Annotated in this window: 21 protein-coding genes; 14 read left to right on the top strand and 7 right to left on the bottom strand. The window is 71.6% G+C overall.

The features are described 5' to 3' along the window. Positions 1 to 134: 134 nt before the first annotated feature. Positions 135 to 2,219, bottom strand: coding sequence for a phenylacetic acid degradation bifunctional protein PaaZ (gene paaZ / locus ACQEVI_RS28000; protein ID WP_432906440.1), 2,085 nt, complete (start codon positions 2,217 to 2,219; stop codon positions 135 to 137). 133 nt (positions 2,220 to 2,352) lie between these two features. Here paaZ and paaA point away from each other — a divergent pair, with 133 nt between their 5' ends. Genes paaA through ACQEVI_RS27960 form a run of 8 tightly spaced genes read left to right on the top strand, consistent with a single transcriptional unit; the run spans position 2,353 to position 8,611 of the window. Next, positions 2,353 to 3,309: a 1,2-phenylacetyl-CoA epoxidase subunit PaaA gene (gene paaA, locus ACQEVI_RS27995; RefSeq protein WP_432906437.1), complete on the top strand. Its 957-nt coding sequence runs from the start codon at positions 2,353 to 2,355 to the stop codon at positions 3,307 to 3,309. Next, positions 3,306 to 3,602 (top strand): 1,2-phenylacetyl-CoA epoxidase subunit PaaB, encoded by a 297-nt coding sequence (gene paaB / locus ACQEVI_RS27990; RefSeq protein ID WP_432906434.1) that lies wholly within the window; start codon positions 3,306 to 3,308, stop codon positions 3,600 to 3,602. The genes paaA and paaB overlap by 4 nt, the downstream gene beginning before the upstream one ends. 12 nt (positions 3,603 to 3,614) lie before the next feature. After that, positions 3,615 to 4,577 carry a 1,2-phenylacetyl-CoA epoxidase subunit PaaC gene (gene paaC / locus ACQEVI_RS27985; RefSeq protein WP_432906431.1) on the top strand — a complete coding sequence of 321 codons (963 nt, stop codon included), beginning with the start codon at positions 3,615 to 3,617 and terminating at the stop codon, positions 4,575 to 4,577. Next, entirely contained in the window at positions 4,571 to 5,125 is a 555-nt protein-coding gene (gene paaD / locus ACQEVI_RS27980) for a 1,2-phenylacetyl-CoA epoxidase subunit PaaD (RefSeq protein WP_432906428.1), read from the top strand. Before paaC ends, paaD begins: the two co-directional genes overlap by 7 nt. A 1-nt stretch (position 5,126) precedes the next feature. Beyond that, positions 5,127 to 6,182, top strand: a complete 1,056-nt coding sequence (paaE, locus tag ACQEVI_RS27975; RefSeq protein WP_432906425.1) for a 1,2-phenylacetyl-CoA epoxidase subunit PaaE — start codon at positions 5,127 to 5,129, stop codon at positions 6,180 to 6,182. A 31-nt stretch (positions 6,183 to 6,213) separates the two neighbouring features. Further along, a complete protein-coding gene (locus tag ACQEVI_RS27970) occupies positions 6,214 to 6,957 on the top strand; it encodes an enoyl-CoA hydratase/isomerase family protein (protein WP_432906423.1) in 744 nt (247 codons plus the stop codon). Between the two features lie 59 nt (positions 6,958 to 7,016). Beyond that, the gene (locus ACQEVI_RS27965) at positions 7,017 to 7,799 is read left to right on the top strand and encodes a 3-hydroxyacyl-CoA dehydrogenase family protein (RefSeq protein WP_432906478.1); all 783 of its coding nucleotides are present in this window, start codon (positions 7,017 to 7,019) and stop codon (positions 7,797 to 7,799) included. Positions 7,800 to 7,819: 20 nt separating this feature from the next. Then, the gene (locus tag ACQEVI_RS27960) at positions 7,820 to 8,611 is read left to right on the top strand and encodes an enoyl-CoA hydratase/isomerase family protein (RefSeq protein ID WP_432906420.1); all 792 of its coding nucleotides are present in this window, start codon (positions 7,820 to 7,822) and stop codon (positions 8,609 to 8,611) included. Between the two features lie 68 nt (positions 8,612 to 8,679). On the opposite strand, the gene ACQEVI_RS27955 is transcribed toward ACQEVI_RS27960, so the two are convergent. The 5 genes from ACQEVI_RS27955 to ACQEVI_RS27935 form a co-directional block, all read right to left on the bottom strand. Next, entirely contained in the window at positions 8,680 to 9,006 is a 327-nt protein-coding gene (locus ACQEVI_RS27955) for a type II toxin-antitoxin system HicB family antitoxin (protein WP_432906417.1), read from the bottom strand. Next, positions 9,003 to 9,302 (bottom strand): toxin HicA, encoded by a 300-nt coding sequence (locus ACQEVI_RS27950; protein WP_432906414.1) that lies wholly within the window; start codon positions 9,300 to 9,302, stop codon positions 9,003 to 9,005. Before ACQEVI_RS27950 ends, ACQEVI_RS27955 begins: the two co-directional genes overlap by 4 nt. 77 nt (positions 9,303 to 9,379) lie before the next feature. Next, on the bottom strand, positions 9,380 to 10,246 hold the full coding sequence (locus tag ACQEVI_RS27945; RefSeq protein WP_432906411.1) for a metal ABC transporter permease: 867 nt from the start codon (positions 10,244 to 10,246) through the stop codon (positions 9,380 to 9,382). Further along, the gene (locus ACQEVI_RS27940; RefSeq protein ID WP_432906408.1) at positions 10,243 to 10,995 is read right to left on the bottom strand and encodes a metal ABC transporter ATP-binding protein; all 753 of its coding nucleotides are present in this window, start codon (positions 10,993 to 10,995) and stop codon (positions 10,243 to 10,245) included. The genes ACQEVI_RS27945 and ACQEVI_RS27940 overlap by 4 nt, the downstream gene beginning before the upstream one ends. Continuing rightward, positions 10,992 to 11,927, bottom strand: a complete 936-nt coding sequence (locus ACQEVI_RS27935) for a metal ABC transporter substrate-binding protein (RefSeq protein ID WP_432906405.1) — start codon at positions 11,925 to 11,927, stop codon at positions 10,992 to 10,994. Before ACQEVI_RS27935 ends, ACQEVI_RS27940 begins: the two co-directional genes overlap by 4 nt. Positions 11,928 to 12,153: 226 nt before the next feature. Between ACQEVI_RS27935 and ACQEVI_RS27930 the strand changes: the two genes are divergently transcribed. The 3 genes from ACQEVI_RS27930 to ACQEVI_RS27920 are packed head-to-tail and all read left to right on the top strand — an operon-like array spanning position 12,154 to position 15,052. Continuing rightward, positions 12,154 to 13,245 (top strand): ABC transporter substrate-binding protein, encoded by a 1,092-nt coding sequence (locus tag ACQEVI_RS27930; RefSeq protein WP_432906402.1) that lies wholly within the window; start codon positions 12,154 to 12,156, stop codon positions 13,243 to 13,245. A 26-nt stretch (positions 13,246 to 13,271) separates the two neighbouring features. Further along, the gene (locus ACQEVI_RS27925) at positions 13,272 to 14,264 is read left to right on the top strand and encodes a FecCD family ABC transporter permease (protein WP_432906475.1); all 993 of its coding nucleotides are present in this window, start codon (positions 13,272 to 13,274) and stop codon (positions 14,262 to 14,264) included. After that, positions 14,261 to 15,052: an ABC transporter ATP-binding protein gene (locus tag ACQEVI_RS27920; protein WP_432906399.1), complete on the top strand. Its 792-nt coding sequence runs from the start codon at positions 14,261 to 14,263 to the stop codon at positions 15,050 to 15,052. The genes ACQEVI_RS27925 and ACQEVI_RS27920 overlap by 4 nt, the downstream gene beginning before the upstream one ends. A gap of 15 nt (positions 15,053 to 15,067) precedes the next feature. Here ACQEVI_RS27920 and ACQEVI_RS27915 read toward each other — a convergent pair whose 3' ends face one another. Then, positions 15,068 to 16,135: a LacI family DNA-binding transcriptional regulator gene (locus ACQEVI_RS27915; protein WP_432906396.1), complete on the bottom strand. Its 1,068-nt coding sequence runs from the start codon at positions 16,133 to 16,135 to the stop codon at positions 15,068 to 15,070. A gap of 115 nt (positions 16,136 to 16,250) precedes the next feature. Between ACQEVI_RS27915 and ACQEVI_RS27910 the strand changes: the two genes are divergently transcribed. The 3 genes from ACQEVI_RS27910 (at position 16,251) to ACQEVI_RS27900 (ending at position 19,209) form a co-directional block, all read left to right on the top strand. Continuing rightward, entirely contained in the window at positions 16,251 to 17,324 is a 1,074-nt protein-coding gene (locus tag ACQEVI_RS27910; RefSeq protein ID WP_432906472.1) for a substrate-binding domain-containing protein, read from the top strand. Positions 17,325 to 17,326: 2 nt separating this feature from the next. Next, on the top strand, positions 17,327 to 18,373 hold the full coding sequence (locus ACQEVI_RS27905; RefSeq protein ID WP_432906394.1) for an ABC transporter permease: 1,047 nt from the start codon (positions 17,327 to 17,329) through the stop codon (positions 18,371 to 18,373). Positions 18,374 to 18,501: 128 nt separating this feature from the next. Next, a complete protein-coding gene (locus ACQEVI_RS27900; RefSeq protein ID WP_432906469.1) occupies positions 18,502 to 19,209 on the top strand; it encodes an ATP-binding cassette domain-containing protein in 708 nt (235 codons plus the stop codon). Positions 19,210 to 19,280 lie beyond the last annotated feature (71 nt).

Below are 19,280 nucleotides of genomic sequence, written 5' to 3'. Positions count from 1 at the left end.
CGTCATCGTCCCAGACGAGAGACCAGCCTTCCGCCCTGCTGGAGGCCGGGTGGGTGGCAATGGAAGCGACCCCAACATGCTGCACGGGACACGCCGACGATGGCCTGCAGTGTGTTGGGGTGGCTTCCCGGCCGTCAGCGGTCGCTCCGGTGGGCCGTCTTCGCGACCAGCGTCAGCACGTCGTACGTCGCCACCAGCTCGCCGTCCTGGTTGGTGACCGTCGCGTCCCAGCGCACCTCGCCGTAGTCGGCGGAGCTGCGCGGCGTCATCTGCTTGACGGTCAGGCTCACCCGGATGGTGTCGTCCACCTTGACGGGGGTGAGGAACCGCAGGCTGTCGACGCCGAAGTTGGCCAGCACCGGACCCGGTGCCGGGTCCACGAACAGGCCCGCGGCCAGGGACACCACGAGGTAGCCGTGCGCGACGAGGCCGCCGAAGAACGGGTTCGCCGCCGCGGCCTCCGGGTCCGTGTGCGCGTAGAACGTGTCGCCGGTGAACTCCGCGAAGTGGTTGATGTCGTCGAGCGTGACCGTCCGCGTCGCCGTCTCTATGGTGTCGCCGATGCGCAGCTCCGCCAACGACTTGCGGAACGGGTGCACGCCGTCGAGCACGCGTCGTGAACCCGTGGTCCACCGGCCCGTGACCGCGGTGAGCATGTCGGGGGAGCCCTGGATCGCCGTGCGCTGCATGTGGTGCAGGACGGCGCGGACCCCGCCCAGCTCCTCGCCGCCACCGGCGCGGCCCGGGCCGCCGTGCACGAGCATCGGCAGCGGGCTGCCGTGGCCTGTCGACTCGGCGGCGTCGTCGCGGTCGAGGATAAGCAGCCGGCCGTGCCAGGGCGCGAGCCCGCGGGCCACCTCCCGGGCGACCTGTGGGTCGTGGGTGGCGAGCGACGCCACCAGGCTGCCGCGGCCGCGGGCGGCCAGGTCCACCGCCTCCTCGACGGTTCTGAAGGTGAGCACCGTGGCGACCGGTCCGAACGGCTCCACGTCGTGCGGCTCGGCCGCGCCGGGATGTGCCCGGAGCAGGACGGGGGAGAGGAAGGCGCCGCGTTCGGCGTCGGCCCCTACGACGTCGACGTGCGCCGGGTCGCCGTACACGATGTCGGCCGAGGTGCGCAGCGCCTCGATGGCCTTGCGCACCTCGTCGCGCTGCCCGAGGCTCGCGAGGGCGCCCATCCGGACGCTCTCGTCGGCGGGGTCGCCGACCGTGATCCTGGCCAGGCGGGCGCTGATCGCCTCGACGACGGCGTCCGCGAGCGCCTCCGGGACGATGACGCGCCGGATGGCTGTGCACTTCTGGCCGGCCTTGACGGTCATCTCGGTGACGACACCCTTGACGAACAGGTCGAACTCCGGGTCCTCCACCGTCACGTCGGGGCCGAGGATCGAGCAGTTCAGCGAGTCGGCCTCGACGCCGAGGCGGACGCCGCGGTGCAGCACGGCCGGGTGCTCGCGCAGGATCGCGGCGGTGTGCGCGGAGCCGGTGAACGCGACGGCGTCCTGCTCACCGAGCTCGTCCAGCAGCGTGCCCGCGCTGCCGCAGACCAGCTGCAGGCTGCCCTCGGGCAGGATGCCGGAGGCGATGATCTGCCGGACCACGGCCTCGGTGACGTACGCCGTCTGGCTGCCGGGCTTGACGATGCTGGGCAGGCCCGCGAGGAACGCGGGCGCGAGCTTCTCGAGCATGCCCCAGACGGGGAAGTTGAAGGCGTTGATCTGGACGGCGACGCCGGGGCGCGAGGTGTACAGGTGCTGGCCCACGAAGGTGCCGCCCTTGCCGAGCGGTTCGAGGGCGCCGTCGAGCACCACGGTGTCGTTCGGGAGCTCGCGCTTGCCCTTGCTCGCGAAGCTGAACATCGTGCCGATGCCGCCGTCGATGTCGACCATCGAGTCGCGCCGGGTGGCGCCGGTGCGGAGCGAGAGTGCGTAGAAGTCGTCCTTGAACCCGCTCAGGTGCAGGGCGAGCTCCTTGAGGAGCGTCGCCCGCTCGTGGAACGTCAGCCGCCGGACGGCGGGGCCGCCGACGTCGCGGGCGTGGGCGACCAGCGCCGCGAAGTCGAGGCCGTGGCTCGAGACGCGGGTGACCTCCTGCCCGGTGACGGCGTCCAGCACCGGTTCGCCGGCGTCCGTCCCGCGGAACCAGTGGCCCGCGACATAGCTCTCCAGCTGTGTGGTCACCGTCTGTGTGCTCACCGGCTCTGTGCTCACTGTGCGCATCCCCTCGGATCGGCCGATCGGCAGTGATCGGTTTCGGTCAGCCCCGGGCCGTTGTGCAACCCGCCGCGGCTGTGTCAATCTAGTACAGAACGATCGGTCAGTAAATAGTTCCAGCCGCGCCCTGGAGGTGCCCATGCCGGTAGCCGCCGAGCCAGAGCTCGAGGCGCGCTTCGAGGCCGTGATCAACCGCAAGGACCGCATCGAGCCCCGCGACTGGATGCCCGACGCCTACCGCAGGACGCTCGTGCGGCAGGTCGCCCAGCACGCCCACTCCGAGATCATCGGCATGCAGCCGGAGGGCGGCTGGATCGGCCGCGCGCCGTCGCTGCGGCGCAAGGCGATCCTGCTGGCCAAGGTGCAGGACGAGGCGGGGCACGGCCTCTACCTCTACTCGGCGGCGGAGACGCTCGGCGTCTCGCGCCAGGAGCTCACCGAGATGCTGATCAGCGGCAGGCAGAAGTACTCCTCGATCTTCAACTACCCGACGCTCTCGTACGCGGACATGGGCACCATCGGCTGGCTGGTGGACGGCGCCGCCATCTGTAACCAGGTGCCCCTGTGCCGCACCTCGTTCGGCCCCTACGGCCGGGCCATGATCCGCATCTGCAAGGAGGAGTCCTTCCATCAGCGGCAGGGCTACGAGCTGCTGACGACGATGATGCGCGGCACACACGAGCAGCGCGCCATGGTCCAGGAGTCGGTCGACCGGTTCTGGTGGCCCTCGCTGATGATGTTCGGCCCGCCGGACGACGCCTCGCCCAACACCGCGCAGTCCATGGCGTGGGGTGTCAAGACGCACACCAACGACGAGCTGCGCCAGCGCTTCGTCGACATGACCGTGCCGCAGGCGAAGGCGCTCGGGGTGACCCTGCCCGACCCCGACCTCGTCTGGAACGAGGAGCGCGGCGCGCACGACTTCGGGCAGCCGGACTGGGCCGAGTTCTGGGATGTCGTCAAGGGGAACGGGCCGTGCAACGCCCAGCGCGTTGCGCATCGCAAGAAGGCCTGGGACGACGGCGCCTGGGTCCGCGAGGCGGCGCTCGCCTTCGCAGGCAACGAGAGCAGCACTGACGAGAAGGTGACGGCATGAGCAGCCAGGTCAGCGGCGAGTGGCCGCTCTACGAGGTGTTCGTGCGCGGCAAGCGCGGCCTCAACCACGTGCACGTCGGGTCGCTGCACGCGCCGGACGACCAGCTCGCGCTGCGCCACGCCCGCGACGTCTACACGCGCCGCAACGAGGGCGTGAGCATCTGGGTGGTCCGTTCGTCCGCCATCACGGCGTCCAGCCCGGACGAGAAGGACCCGCTCTTCGCGCCCAGCGGGGACAAGGTCTACCGGCACCCGACGTTCTACGAGATCCCCGCCGACGTCCCGCACATGTAGGGAGAGCACGACATGCCTGACGTCCGGACGCACGAGCCCGACGACCACGACAACGCCTACTCGGGGCTGCTCGTCAACGACGCCCACTGGGCGTTCGGGACCGACTTCGAGGACCCGCTCGCCGGTGTGGACACCACCGTGCCCGACGGCGTGGACCCGGCGACGCTGGCGACCTACTGCCTGATGCTCGGCGACGACGCCCTGGTGCTGTCCCAGCGCATCGCGGAGTGGTGCAGCAACGCGCCGGACCTCGAGGAGGACATCGCGCTCTCGAACATCGCGCTCGACCTGCTCGGCCAGGCGCGGCTGCTGCTCGCCCGGGCGGCGGCCGCCGACGGTTCGCAGGTACCCACGCTGCCCGACGGCTCACCGGTCCCCGACGAGGACCGGCTGGCGTTCTTCCGGGACGCCCGGCAGTTCCGCAACGTCCGGCTCGCGGAGGTCCCCAACGGCGACTTCGCGCAGACGGTCGTCCGGATCCTGCTGTTCTCCTCGTGGCGCCTGGCGCTCCTGGACCGGCTGTCTGACCGGCTGACCCCGAGCCGCGACGCCGTGCTCGCCGCCGTGGCCGTCAAGGCCGTCAAGGAGCTCACCTACCACCGGGACTTCGCCGGCCGCTGGTTCCTCACCCTGGCCCGCGGCACCATCGAGTCACGACGGCGGCTGCTCGCGGGGCTCGATGAGCTCTGGCCGTACTGGTCCGAGCTCTTCGAGACGCACGACGTCGAGCGGGCCGCCGCGCGCTCCGGCGTCGGCGTCGACCCGGCGGATGTCGCCGCCGACGTCGAGGCGGTGCTCGACCAGGTGTTTGCGGCGAGCGGCGTCGACCGGCCGGAACTCTCCCCGCTCGCTGTGCCTTCGCTTGCCGAGACCCAGACGCACAAGGGCCGCGACGGACACCACACCGAGGCGCTCGGCGAGCTGCTTGCCGAGATGCAGGTCGTAGCCCGCGCACACCCCAGGGGGCAGTGGTGACCGCCGCGCTCCGCCACGCCTCGGTGCTCGCCCCGGACAGCGCCCAGGACCCCGTCCTCGAACGGGCACGCGCCGCCGCCTCCGTCGTCGTCGACCCGGAGCTGCCGATGCTCACGCTGGCCGACCTCGGGGTCCTGCGCGATGTCACCCTCGGCGCGGACGGCGCCGTCGTCGCCGCGATCACGCCCACCTACTCCGGGTGCCCCGCCATGGCCGCGATGCGCGACGACCTCGTGCGCGAGCTGCGCGCCGCGGGCTTCGCCGACGCGCGCGTGCGGGTGGTCCTCGAACCCGCCTGGACCACCGACTGGATCACACCCGCGGGACGGGCGGCGCTCGCGGCTGCCGGGATCTCGCCGCCCGGGCCCGCCCCGCGGCGGTCCGGACCGGTGCCGCTGCGGCTCACGCCCACGCGGCGCGCCGTCCGCTGCCCGCGGTGCGGGTCCGGCGACGTCGTCGTCGGCTCGGAGTTCGGCTCCACCGCCTGCAAGGCGCTGTACCGCTGCCAGGCCTGCCTGGAGCCGTTCGAGCACGTGAAGGAGATCTGACGTGGCAGCCACGTTCCACACGCTCACCGTGACCGACGTCGAGCAGCTCACCGACGACGCGGCCGCCGTCACCTTCGACCTGCCCGCCGAGCTGCGGGACGTGTTCGACTTCGCCGCCGGCCAGTCGCTCACGCTGCGACGCACCGTCGCCGGCGTCGAGCAGCGCCGCAGCTACTCGATCTGCGCGCCCGCGGGCAGCGCGCCCCGGATCGGCGTCCGCGAGGTGCCCGACGGTCTGTTCTCGACCTGGCTGGTGCGGGACGTGCGCCCCGGCGACCGGGTGGAGGTGCTGCCGCCGAGCGGCGGCTTCCGGGCCGACCCGGCGCAGGGCGGGCGGCACCTGTGCATAGCCGCGGGTTCGGGCATCACGCCGATGCTCTCGATCATGTCGACGGTGCTCGGCAACCCGGACTCCCGGGTGACGCTGCTCTACGGCAACCGCACCACCAGCTCCGTGATGTTCGCCGAGGAGCTCGCGGACCTCAAGGACGCCCACCACAACCGGCTCGACCTGGTCCACGTGCTGTCCAGGGAGCCGCGCGACGTCGAGCTGTTCTCGGGCCGGCTCGACGGCGACCGGCTGCGCGACCTGCTCACCCTCGTCGTGCCGGTCGGCGACATGGACCACGTCTGGCTCTGCGGGCCGTTCGGCATGCTCACCGACGCGCGAGCGGTGCTGGCGGAGTTCGGCGTCCCGGACGAGCGGGTGCACTTCGAGCTCTTCTGGGTCGACGAGCCCCCGCCTGAGCTGCGGCATCCGGACCGGGTGGTGGACGGCGCGACGAGCGAGGTGACGGTGATCCTCGACGGCCGGTCGACGACCAGCGCGATGTCGCAGGACAAACGGCTCCTCGACGCCGCGCAGGAGGTCCGCGCCGACCTGCCCTTCGCGTGCAAGGGCGGGGTCTGCGGCACCTGCCGCGCGAAGGTCTGCGCGGGCGAGGTCGACATGGTGCGCAACTACGCGCTCGAACCGGAGGAGGTCGCCGCCGGGTTCGTGCTGACCTGCCAGACGTACCCGGTCAGCGACGAGGTCACCGTGGACTTCGACGCATGAACAGGCTTCGGCGCATGACGGGCTTCGACGCATGACGGCGCCCCTCGTTGTTGAGGAGCACGACGACCGGGTGGTCCTGCGGCTGAACCGGCCCGAGGTCCGCAACGCCATCGACCGGGCGATGGTCGAGGCCCTGCACGCCGCGTGCGCCGCGCTGGAGGCCGCGCCGCGCGTCGCACTCCTGATCGGTACGGGCGGCACCTTCGCCGCGGGGGCGGACATCGCCCAGCTGCGCGAACGACGGCGGGACGACGCGCTCGCCGGCATCAACTCCGGCGTCTTCGAGCGGGTCCGGAAGCTGCCCATGCCGGTCATCGCGCTGGTGGACGGGTACGCGCTCGGGGGCGGCGCGGAGCTCGCGTACGCGTGCGACTTCCGGATCGGCACGCCCGCGACGAAGATCGGCAACCCCGAGCCGGGCCTCGGGATCCTCGCGGCGGCCGGCGCCGCCTGGCGGCTCAAGGAGCTCGTCGGCGAACCCCTGGCCAAGGAGGTGCTGCTGGCCGGCCGGGTGCTCGACGCCCAGGAGGCGCTCGCGGTGCGCCTGCTCAACGAGGTGGTCGACGCCGGCGACCTCGAACCGGCCGGGCACCGGCTCGCCGACCGCATCACCGCCCAGGCGCCGCTCGCCGTGCGGCTCACCAAGTCCGTCCTGGACGCGCCGCGCGACGCGCACCCGCTGGTCGACGACATCGCGCAGGCGGTGCTGTTCGAGACCCAGGACAAGACGGACCGGATGACGGCGTTCCTCGACCGCCGGAAGGGGAAGTCGTGACCGCCGACGTCGTACCGGAGCCTGTGCCGAAGTCCGTCGGCGTGTACGGCGGCGGGCGGATGGGCGCCGGGATCGCGCATGCCTTCGCGGTCGTCGGAGCGGCCGTCACCGTGATCGAGAACGATCCGACGTCGGCCCGGGCGGCGCACGAGCGGATAGAGGCGAGTCTCGCCAAGGCGGAGGCCAAGGGAGTGCGGGTCACCGGCACGTTCGAGGTGGTGACCGACGCCGCAGCCCTCGCCGGCTGCTCGCTCGTCGTCGAGGCGGTGCCCGAGCTGGTCGACCTCAAGCACGACGTCCTGCGGCGGATCGCCGCCGTGGCGCCCGGCGCGATGATCGGCAGCAACACGAGCTCCCTGTCGATCGACGCCCTGGCTGACGCACTGCCCGACCCGTCCCGCCTGATCGGCCTGCACTTCTTCAATCCGGTCCCGGTGAGCGCCCTGGTCGAGGTGGTGGTCGGACGGCGGACCGCGCCCGACCTGGTCGAGTCGGCCAGGGGCTGGGTCGCGGGCCTGGGCAAGACAGCCATCACGGTCAGGGACTCGCCGGGCTTCGCGAGCAGCCGGCTCGGGGTGGCGATCGCGCTGGAGGCGATGCGCATGCTGGAGGAGGGCGTGGCCGACGCCGCCGACATCGACACGGCGATGACGCTGGGCTATCGGCACCCGGTGGGCCCGCTGCGCACCACCGATATCGTCGGGCTCGACGTGCGGCTGCACATCGCCGAGCACCTCGAGCGCGAGCTGGGGCCGCGGTTCGCACCACCGCGGGTGCTCCGGGACAAGGTCGCGGCCGGCGAGCTGGGACGCAAGGCCGGCAAGGGTTTCTACGCCTGGTAACGCAATCTGGAGGAGCCGTTATGACCGACACCCCCGTCGTCGTCGACCGCAGGGACGCGGTAGCGACGATCACGCTGGACGACCCCGAGCACCGCAACGCGCTGACTGCCGCGGCCAAGGCGGTGCTGCGCGACGCTGTGGCGGACATCGCCGCGGACGAGCGGGTGCGTGCGGTGGTGCTCACGGGGTCGGCCAGGGCGTTCTGCCTGGGGCAGGACCTCGGCGAGCACGCGAGAGCGCTGGAGGGCGGCGCGGAGTCGGCGTTCGCGACGGTCCGCGAGCACTACATGCCCGTCGTCCGGAACCTGCTGACCATGCCCAAGCCGGTGATCGCGGCGGTGGGCGGCACCTGTGTCGGCGCGGGGCTCGGCCTCGCGCTGGCGTGCGACCACCGGGTCTTCGCGGACGGCGTCAAGCTGGCCACCGCCTTCGCCGGGATCGGGCTGACCTTCGACACGGGCCTGTCGGTCACGCTGCCGCGCGCGGTAGGGGACGCCCGGGCGAAGGAGCTGATGCTGTTCGGGCGCACCTTCACCGCCGAGGAGGCCATCAGCTGGGGCATCTCGGGCGAGACGGTCCCGGCCGAGGACGTGCTGCCCAGGGCCGTCGACCTCGCCCGGCAGCTCGCCGCCGGGCCGACCGCCGCGTTCGCGCAGAGCAAGCGCCTGATCGGGCAAGCGCCAGGCCTCAGCCTTGACGAGGCGCTCGAGGCCGAGGCGCTCGGTCAGATCGCGTGCGGCGCGACGAGCGATCACGTCGCCGCCGTCGCCTCGTTCCTGAACCGGGAGACACCGGTCTTCACGGGTCGGTGAGGGTGCGGTCCGCCAGGCCGCGCGTCTGTGGCCTGGCAGACCGCGTCGAACCGACCGTCAGCCCCTCGTCACGCGACCGCGAGGCGGTCGGCGATGAGGCGGTTCAGCGAAACGTGCTGCTCAGCCGCTTCGATGGCGAGGCGGCGGTGAGCCTCAGGCGGTATGCGGACCATGAACTTGCCGGAATACTCACGGTCCGCCAGCGGCTCGGGTACGGGTTCGCCTGAGGTGCGGAGGTCCTCGACAACGTCGGTGACGACCTGCATGAGTCCCAGGAGTGCGCCGGCGGGGCTGCTGTCGAGCCACGACAGGGACGCGAACTCGGCCACGGTGGCGACGTACTCGTCGTCAGCGGCCGAGAACTGGACGCGATAGGTGTAGTGGTCAGCGGTCACGGCTTCTTCTCCTTGCCTTGCTCTGTGTCGGTGGCCATTTCGGCGGTGTCCTGTGCCTCTTCAAGCTTGGCGATCGCGGCGAGGACCTGCCGCACCTGATAAGCCTTCGCCTTGCCGTGATCGTTCTGAATGTTGACGCGCGGGTCGCCGTGCCAGGGCGTCCTGAAGACGGCATGCGAGGACCCGCTCTGGCGCGCCTCGCCGAAGTAGTGCTCGCAAACCTTGAACAGGTCCGCGTACCGGACCCAGGCCGGGCTGGTGCGCATTGCCTCGACGATCCTGTTCAGCTTCCCCATGTCGCGACGATATCAATAGTGATACTACTCGGCCACGGCGAGAAGCGATCGGCACCGCGTCGTTCAGCTCCCGACGCTCAGCTCGCGACGGCGATCCGCCGTCGGGCCGCTGGCAGCTTGCCGATCAGACCGTGGCGCGGGCTGAACAGGTAGACCAGCAGGAACGCGGCGCCCTGCACGAGGACGACGAGCCCGCCCGAGGCGGCGTCGAGCCAGTAGCTGAGGTAGATGCCCACCACCGAGCAGGCCGCCGACAGCACGGGCGCGATCACGAGCATGCGTCCGAACCGGTCGGTGAGCAGGTGCGCGGTGGCGCCGGGGATGATCAGCATCGCCACGACCAGGATCACACCGACCACCTGGAGGGCGACGACGGCCGTCAGCGCGAGCAGCCCGAGCAGCAGGGCCCCGAGGAACCGGGGCGAGAGCCCGATCGCGTGGGCGTGCATGGGGTCGAACGCGTACAGCGTCAGGTCGCGGCGCTTGAGGACCAGGATCACGAAGGCGATCGTGGCCAGGATCGCGATCTGGACGAGGTCGGGGTTGGAGACGCCGAGGATGTTGCCGAAGATGATGTGGTTCAGGTCCGTGTTGCTCGGCGTGACGGAGATGAGGACGAGGCCGAGCGCGAAGAGGGTGGTGAACACGATCCCGATGGCGGCGTCCTCCTTGATCCGGCTCGTGCCGCGGATCGCGCCGATGAGGGCGACGGCGAGGAACCCGAACACGAGCGCCCCGAGCGCGAACGGCGCACCGAGCACGTAGGCGATCACCACCCCGGGCAGGACGGCGTGGGAGACGGCGTCGCCCATCAGCGACCAGCCGACCAGCACGAGCCAGCACGACAGCAGCGCGCAGACGACGGCGGCGATGACCGTCGTCACGAGGGCGCGGACCATGAAGTCGAACTGCAGCGGCTCCAGCAGGAGGTCGAGGAGGCTCATGCGGATCCCTCCCTGTCGAAGGCTCTGTCGAGCACGTCCAGCCCGAACGCTCGGGCCAGGTTGTCCGGTCGCAGCGCCTCCGCGACCCCGCCGTGGAACAGGACCCGGTGCAGCAGGAGCACCGCCTCGTCCGCGAGCCGGGGGAGGGCGTGCAGGTCGTGGGTGGAGACCAGGACGGTCCGGCCGTCGTCGGCCAGCTCTCTGAGCAGCCGCACGATGGTGGCCTCCGAGCGTTTGTCGACACCGGCGAAGGGCTCGTCCAGCAGGAGGATCCGGGCGTCCTGCGCGATGCCGCGGGCGACGAACGCGCGCTTCCGCTGCCCGCCCGAGAGCTGCCCGATCTGCCGGTCGGCGTAGCCGGTGAGCTCGACCCGCTCCAGGGCCTCGGCGACGGCGGCATGGTCGGCGTGCCGGGCCCTCCGGGTCAGGCCCTGGCGGCCGTAGCGGCCCATCATGACGACGTCCCGGACGGAGACGGGGAAGGCCCAGTCGACGTCCTCGCTCTGCGGCACGTACCCGACCAGACCCTGCTTGCGGGCCGCGACCGGGGCGGCGCCGTCGATCAGGACGGTCCCGGTGTCGGGGCGGACCGTACCCATGATCGACTTGAACAGCGTCGACTTGCCCGACCCGTTCATCCCGACGAGCCCGGTCACCCGGCCGGGGGCGACGCTGAGGGACACGCCGTCCAGGGCCACCACCTCGCCGTAGCGGACGACGACGTCGGTCACCTGGATGGCGGGGCTCACGACGCGCTCCCGGTGAGCGCGTCGACGATCGTCGTGGCGTCGTAGCGGATCAGGTCGAGGTAGGTCGGCACCGGCCCGTCGGCCGCGGAGAGGGAGTCGACGTAGAGGGTGCCGCCGAACGCCGCGCCGGTCGCCTCGACCACCTGCTGCATGGGCTTGTCGGAGACCGTCGACTCGCAGAACACGGCGGGGACGTCGTTGGCCTCGACGAACTCGATGGCCGAGGTGATCTGCTGCGGGGTGGCCTGCTGCTCGGCGTTCACGGGCCAGATGTACTGCTCGGTCAGCCCGGCGTCGCGAGCGAGGTAGGAGAACGCGCCCTCGCAGGTCACCAGCGCCCGCTGGTTCTCGGGCACGGCCGACAGCCCGGTGACCAGCTCGTCCTGCACCTTCTGCAGCTTCGCCTGGTACTCGGCGCCGTTGGCCGCGTAGTCGTCGGCGTGCGCCGGGTCGAGCTCGGCGAACGCGTCGACCATGTTGTCGACGTAGAGCTGGACGTTCACCGGGCTCATCCACGCGTGCGGGTTCGGTTTGCCCGCGTAGGCGTCCTCCGTGATGTCCAGCGGTTCCACGCCGTCGGACACGACGACGTGCGGCACGTCCACCGACTCGACGAACTGCCCGAACCACGACTCGAGGTTGAGCCCGTTGTCCAGGATCAGGTCGGCCTCGGACGCCTTCGCGATATCGCGCGGCGTCGGCTCGTACCCGTGGATCTCCGCGCCGACCTTGGTGATCGACTCCACACGCAGGTGGTCGCCGGCGACGTTCTGCGCGACGTCGGCGAGCACGGTGAACGTCGTCAGCACGACCGGCCGGTCGTCAGTCCCCGACCCCTGCGCGGAGGCCGCGCATCCCGACGTCGCTCCCGCGACCATGAACAGGGGGAGTGCGAGGCGGACGGCGGCGACGGCGCGGCGAGTGCGGGGCATGGCATGACCTTAAAAGTTCGGACACCCGAACACAAGTACTCGCGGACCCAAACTTCTGCCCGGGGTGTGGCTCTTCGCGCTCCTCACGCCGACCTCATGCCGGCCTCATGTCGGCCCCGCACCTGTCTCACGTGAGCGGTCCGGGCGGAAAGTTAGGTTAACCTCACCTCACAACGCTCGAACGCTCCGTGACCGCGGGGCACCGCAGCACGACCTCAGGAGACCCGTGGTTACCACTGGAACGCGCGCTGGAACACGCGCTGGAACGCGCGCACGCTCGGCGGCGCTCGCCGCCGCCGTCCTCGTCGGCCTCACCGGATGCGGGGCGTCCGAGGTCGTGGAGCCCGCCCAGGCGGCGCCGGCCGGCGAGGGCCGCACCGAGTACCCGCTCACGCTGGAGAACTGCGGCCAGGAGGTCACCGTCGAGTCGGCCCCCGCGCGGGTGGTGTCCCTCGACCAGGACTCCACCGAGATCCTGCTGTCGCTCGGCCTCGAGGACCGGATCGTCGGCACGGCGTCCTGGACGGACCCCGTGCTGGACTCGCTCGCCGAGGCGAACGAGGACGTGCCGCGGCTCGCCGACAACGCCCCGACGTACGAGGTGCTGCTGGGCGCGGACCCTGATTTCGTCACGGCGTCGTTCGGGCGGCACTACAACACCGAGGGGGGCGTGGTCTCCCGCGAGCGGCTCGGGGAGACCGGTATCAGCTCGTACCTCTCGCCGACCGACTGCGACAACGGCCGGAGCGTCAACGGCGGTACCCCTCGCACGACGCCGCTCACCGTCGACGCGCTGTATCAGGAGATCCAGGAGCTGGCGGAGGTCTTCGACGTCGCCGACCGTGGCGAGCGCCTGGTCGCGGACCTGCAGCAGCGCGCGGCGGCCGCGACCGAGGGGGTCGACCTCGAGGGGCGGACCGTCATGTTCTGGTTCGCCGACACCAAGACCCCGTACGTCGCCGGCCGGTCGGGGGCACCGGCTCTCCTGGCGACGACGACCGGGATGGCGAACGTCTTCGACGACGCGGAAGACGACTGGATCGCGACGGGCTGGGAGAGCGTGGTCGAGCTGGAACCCGACATCCTCGTGCTGGGCGACCTGCAGCGTGACCGGTTCCCCGGGGACCGCCTCGACGACAAGGTCGAGTTCCTCGAGAGCGACGAGCTGACCAGCACCCTGGACGCAGTCCAGGAGGAGCGGTTCATCCCGCTGCACGGTGCGGAGCTGAACCCGTCCATCCGGTTCGTCGACGGTCTGGAGAAGATCCAGGCGTGGTGGCTCGCGAACCAGGACGAGCTGAACAGGGACCAGCCCTGAGCACGAAGCCGCTCGCCGTCGCGGGCCTGTCGCTCGGCGGGATCGTCCTGCTCGCCCTGTCGGTGGGGGTCGCCGTCACGCTCGGACCTGCCGACGTGTCGCTCGTGAACGTGCGGGACATCCTGTTGAACCACCTGGGGTTCGCCGACATCCCGGTGCGGGTCTCGGAGGACGCCATCGTGTGGCAGGAGCGGCTGCCGCGCGCGCTCGTCGCGGCGGCCTGCGGCTCCGGGCTCGGCCTGTGCGGGGCGATCCTGCAGTCGCTGCTGCGGAACCCGTTGGCGGACCCGTTCGTGCTCGGCGTCTCGTCGGGCGCCTCCACCGGGGCTGTCGTGTTCGGGATGCTCGGCCTCGGCGGCGGGGCGCTGGGCCTGTCCGGCGGCGCGTTCCTCGGCGCCCTGGTGGCCTTTGGTCTCGTGCTGCTGCTGGCGCGTTTCGCGAGCGGCGGCACGTCAGGGGTGATCCTCGCGGGCGTGGCGAGCACGCAGCTCTTCTCGGCGCTGACCTCGCTGGTCATGTTCGCGTTCGCGGACTCCGACGAGGTCCGGGGCGTGATGTTCTGGCTCCTTGGCTCCCTGGAGGGGATGCGGTGGGACGACGTCGTCCTGAGCACCGTGGTGGTCGCGATCGGCGCGGTCGTCTGCGTCGCCTCGGCCCGCACGCTGGACGCCTTCGCCTTCGGTGAGGACGTCGCGGCATCCCTCGGGATCGCGGTGGCACGGACCCGGGTCCTGCTGCTGGTCCTCACGGCCCTGCTCACCGCGACGCTGGTCAGCATCGCCGGCGCCGTCGGCTTCGTGGGACTCGTGCTGCCGCACGCCGCGCGGCTGCTGTTCGGGCAGCGGCATGCGCGGGTGATCCCGGCGACCATCGTCCTCGGCGCGGTGTTCATGGTCTGGGTCGACGCCGTCTCCCGGGTCGCCTTCGCGCCCACACCCCTGCCGGTCGGTGTCGGGACCGCGCTCGTGGGTGTCCCGGTGTTCGTGCTCCTGCTGCTGCGTAGAAGGGGACGCGCATGACGCTCCAGACCCGAGACGTCTCCTGGCGGCGCGGCGGGACGCTCGTCCTCGACGGCGTCACGCTGCGACCCGAGCCAGGGTCGACCATCGGCCTGCTCGGTCCCAACGGCTCCGGCAAGTCCTCGCTCCTGCGGCTGCTGCAGGGCATCGCGAAGCCCGACGCCGGGACGATCACGCTGGACGGCATCGACCTCGCCCGGCTGCGCCGCCGCGAGATCGCCAGGGCCGTCGCGAGCGTCACCCAGCACGCAGACACGGACGTCGACATAGTGGTGTGCGACGTCGTCCGGCTCGGTCGCACCCCGCACCGGTCAGCCCTCAGCGGCGAGCTCGCGCGGGACGAACGGGTCGTCGCCGAGGCGCTGGAGCAGGTCGGGCTCACCGCCAAGGCGGGCCATCTCTGGCACACCCTGTCCGGCGGTGAACGCCAGCGGGCGCACATCGCCAGGGCACTGGCCCAGGAGCCGCGCGAGCTGCTGCTCGACGAGCCGACGAACCACCTGGACATCCGCCACCAGCTCGAGCTGCTCGAGCTGGTGGCGGCGCTGCCCCTGACCGCGATCGTCGCCCTGCACGACCTCAACCTCGCCGCGATGTTCTGCGACACGGTGGTCATGCTCCGGCAGGGTCGGGTGGTCACCGCGGGTCCGCCGGCGGACGTCCTGACCGCCGAACTCATCGCCGAGGTCTACGGCGTCCGGGCCCGCGTGACCCACGACGACGGCTCGGGCCGGCCGACGGTCACCTTCCAGCCGGGCCCGCTCGAGCGGTCAGGTCTGCCCGGCTGATCAGGCGGGCACGGGTCAGGCGGGCACGGGTCGGACAGGCCCAGGGATCTCGCCCGAGCCGCGCACGATGAGGCGGGTCGGCACCACCACCTGTCGCGCGGGGCTGGTGTCACCCTCCAGGTGCGCGAAGAGCCGCTCCGCCGCGAGGCGGCCGATGCGGTCCGGGTCCTGCGCGATGGTCGTCACCGCGGGCTTCATGAGGTCGCCCGTCTCGACGTCGTCGAACCCGACCAGGGCGATGTCCTGCTCCCGGCCGAGCTGCTGCAGTGCCCGGATGGTGCCGATCGTGATCAGGTTCTGGCTCGAGAAGATCGCGGTCGGCGGGTCGGGGAGCGCGAGGAGCGTGCGGACGACGGCGGTGGCGCTCGCGTCGTCGTGCAGGCCGAGCACCATCAGGGCGGGGTCGGCGTCGATCCCGGCCGTGGCGAGCTCCGTCAGGTAGCCCTCCCGGCGCAGGCGCGCCGTCTCTATGCGTTCGAGGTCGCCGAGGAACGCGATCCTCCGGTGCCCGTACGAGACCAGGTGGCGGACCGCGTCGCGTGCGCCGTCGACGTTCCCCGTCACGACGCTGTCGGTCTCGATACCGTGCGGCGTCCGGTCGACGCACACCAGCGGCGTCCCGCGGTCGACGTGCACCCGCAGGTACGACTGGTCGTCCCGCACCGGCGTGACGATGAACCCGTCGACCCGGCGCCGGGCGAGCGCGGTGACCGCCCGCAGCTCCGCGGCCGGATCGTCCTCCAGGCTTGCCGCGAGCACCGCGTACCCGTACTCGGTGGCCACCCGTTCGATCGCCCGGTGCACCTGCGCGGCGAACGGGTTGGCGACGCTGGAGACGAGGAGGCCGAGGGTGCGGGAGCGGCCGTCGGACCGGCGCAGGTTGCCGGCCTGCAGGTCCGGCTCGTAGTGCAGGTCCGCAGCGGCCCGGTTGACGCGCTCGGCGGTCGCGGGGGAGACGTTGGGCTCGCCGTTGATGACCCGCGAGACGGTCTTGATGCCGACGCCGGCGACACGCGCCACGTCGCGCATCGTGGGCCGCCGTTGGCGTACCGACGGCGAGGATTCGTCTGACACCGATGTCATATCTGGGTCGCTCCTTTGCGTTGTTGCCTTGACCCTACCGGGAGTTTCGGTTAGTCATAGACCTGACAACGTTGTCGGGCAACCGGCCCCACGAAGGAGTTCGACGGTGAACACACTGACCAATGACCGACCCGCGCTGCGCCGCGGCATCGCACTGACCGGCGCGCTCGCGCTCGGGGCGCTCGGCCTCACCGCGTGCGGCGGCAGCGACAGCGGTGACAACGGTGTCGGCGTCTCGCTGATCGTCAAGACGACGACCAACCCGTTCTTCGTCGCGATGCAGGACGGCGCGGAGGCGGCCGCCGTCGACCACGGCGTCGACCTGACCATGGCCGCCGGCAAGGCGGACGGCGACGAGGAGACCCAGATCCAGGCGATCGAGAACGCGATCGCGCGGGGCGACGCGGGCATCCTCATCACGCCGAACGGCCCGTCCGTCGTGGACGCGCTGAAGAAGGCGCGCGACGCGGGGCTGTACGTCATCGCCCTGGACACGCCGCCCGACCCCGCCGACGCCGTCGACATCACCTTCGCCACCGACAACCGGCAGGCCGGCGTGCTGATCGGCGAGTGGGCGGCCGCCCAGCTGGACGGCGAGAAGGCCACCATCGCGCTGCTCGACCTCTTCGACGACAAGGTCGTCTCTGTCGACTACGACCGCGACCAGGGATTCCTCGAGGGCATGGGGATCGACGTCGCCGACCCGAGCACCAACGGCGACGAGGCCCCCACCGGGACCTACAGCGGTGGGGACTACGAGATCGTGGGCAACGAGGCGAGCCAGGGCGCCGAGGACGGCGGGCGCACCGCCATGGAGAACCTGCTCACCAAGAACCCGGACGTCAACGTCGTCTACACGATCAACGAACCCGCCGCGTACGGCGCGTACCAGGCGCTGGAGGCAGCGGGCCGGGAGAAGGACGTCGTCCTCGTCTCGGTCGACGGCGGCTGCGCGGGCATCGACAACGTGCAGGAAGGCGTGATCGGCGCCACGAGCCAGCAGTACCCCGTGAAGATGGCGGAGCTGGGTGTCGAGGCGATCGCCCAGCTCGCCAAGGACGGCACCAAGCCGGAGACCACCGAGGGGCTCGACTTCTTCGACACCGGCGTCGCGCTCGTGACGGACACGCCCGCCGACGGCGTCGAGTCCATCGACTCGGCAGCCGCGGCCGACCTCTGCTGGGGCTGACCATGAGCACATCCACCCTGCCCGCGCCGGCCAATCAACCGGCTCAAGAACCGGCCGCCGAGTTCCTCGACCGCCGCACCCGGCTCGAACGCGCGCGCGGCATGCTGCACCGCTACCCGGCGCTGAGCCCGGCGATCGTGCTCATCGTGTCCGTGATCGTCTTCGGCCTCCTCAACGACCGGTTCTGGGCGCCCGGGAACCTGTCCCTGATCACGCAGCAGGTCGCGGTCGTGGGAACCCTCGCCGTCGCCCAGACGCTCGTGATCCTCACCGCGGGTATCGACCTCTCGGTCGGCGCGACGATGGTCCTCGCCTCGATGGTCATGGCCCAGATCACGACGTCGGCGGGGGCATCGCCCGTGGTGGCGCTGCTGCTCGGGCTGCTCGCCGGACTCGCCGCGGGCGGCCTCAACGGCCTGCTCGTGACCCGCTTCAAGCTGCCACCCTTCATCGCGACGCTGGGCACGCTCAACATCTACCTCGCGGTCACGCTCCTGTACTCGCACGGGGCCACCGTGCGTGGCGGCGACATGCCCGCTGCCATGACCTGGACGGGAACCACGTTCCCGGTGTTCGGCGTGCGGGTCTCCACGGGCGTGATCCTCATGCTCGCCGCCTACCTCGTGGTGGCGTTCGTGCTCTCGCGGACCGCCTGGGGTACGCACGTCTACGCGGTGGGCGACGACCGCGACGCCGCCCGGCTGTCGGGTATCAGCGTCAATCGTGTGCTGGTCAGCGTGTATCTCGCCGCCGGGGCGATCCTCGCGCTCGCCGCCTGGATCCAGATCGGGCGGGCCAACGCCGCGAGCCCCAACGTCGGCGTCGACATGAACCTCGACTCGATCACCGCCGTCGTCATCGGCGGGACGAGCCTGTTCGGCGGCCGGGGCACGGTCTGGGGCACCCTGCTCGGCGCGCTCATCGTCGGGGTGTTCCGGAACGGGCTGTCGCTCGCCGGCCTCGACGTGCTCTACCAGACCCTCGCCGTGGGCGTCCTCGTGATCGTCGCGGTCTCCCTCGACCAGTGGATCCGGAAGGTGCGCAAGTGACCACCACCGACACCGACACGGCCCCGGACGCGACCCCCGGCACGACGAGCGCAGCGGCCGGCGGGCCGGCGACGGACGAGCGGAAGCCCGTCCTCCAGGCCCGCGGGCTCGTCAAGACGTTCGGCCACGTGGTCGGGCTCGACGGCGTGGACATCGAGCTCTACCGCGGCGAGGTGCTCGCGATCATCGGCGACAACGGCGCCGGCAAGTCGACGCTGGTCAAGTGCCTGACCGGCGCCGAGGTCCCCGACCGGGGCGAGGTCCTCCTCGACGGCCGGCCGGTGCACTTCAAGCGCCCGCAGGACGCGCGGGCGGCCGGGATCGAGACCGTCTACCAGACGCTCGCCGTCGCCCCGTCGCTCGACGTCGCCGCGAACCTGTTCCTCGGCCGCGAGGTGCGGCGCAAGGGCCCCCTCGGCTCGGTGCTGCGCATGACCGACCGCGCGGGGATGCGGGAGCGGGCCCGGCGCGAGCTGCGCGAGCTCGGCATCTCGACGCTGCAGGACGTGACGGTTCCCGTCGAGAACCTGTCCGGCGGGCAGCGCCAGGCGGTCGCCGTCGCGCGGGCGGCGGCCTTCGGCTCGAAGGTCGTCGTCCTCGACGAGCCGACGGCGGCCCTCGGCGTCCGCGAGTCGGGTCAGGTGCTGGAGCTGGTGCGGACCCTGCGCGACAAGGGCGTGCCGGTGATCATCATCAGCCACAACATGCCGCAGGTCTTCGAGGTCGCCGACCGGATCCACATCCAGCGGCTCGGCAGGCGTGCGGCGACGATCACGCCGCAGTCGCACACCATGACCGAGGCGGTGGCGATCATGACGGGTGCCGCGGAGGCCTGACGGCGCCGTCCCTGGATCCGCCTCAGGGACCGCCCCTCACCTGCGCAGGCGGGTGAGGGGCGGACCGGCTG

It is taken from the genome of Promicromonospora sp. CA-289599 (assembly GCF_050936155.1).
GTDB lineage: Bacteria > Actinomycetota > Actinomycetes > Actinomycetales > Cellulomonadaceae > Promicromonospora.
Note: the sequence above shows the minus strand (reverse complement) of the source record. Positions and strands in the feature narration are given on the sequence as shown.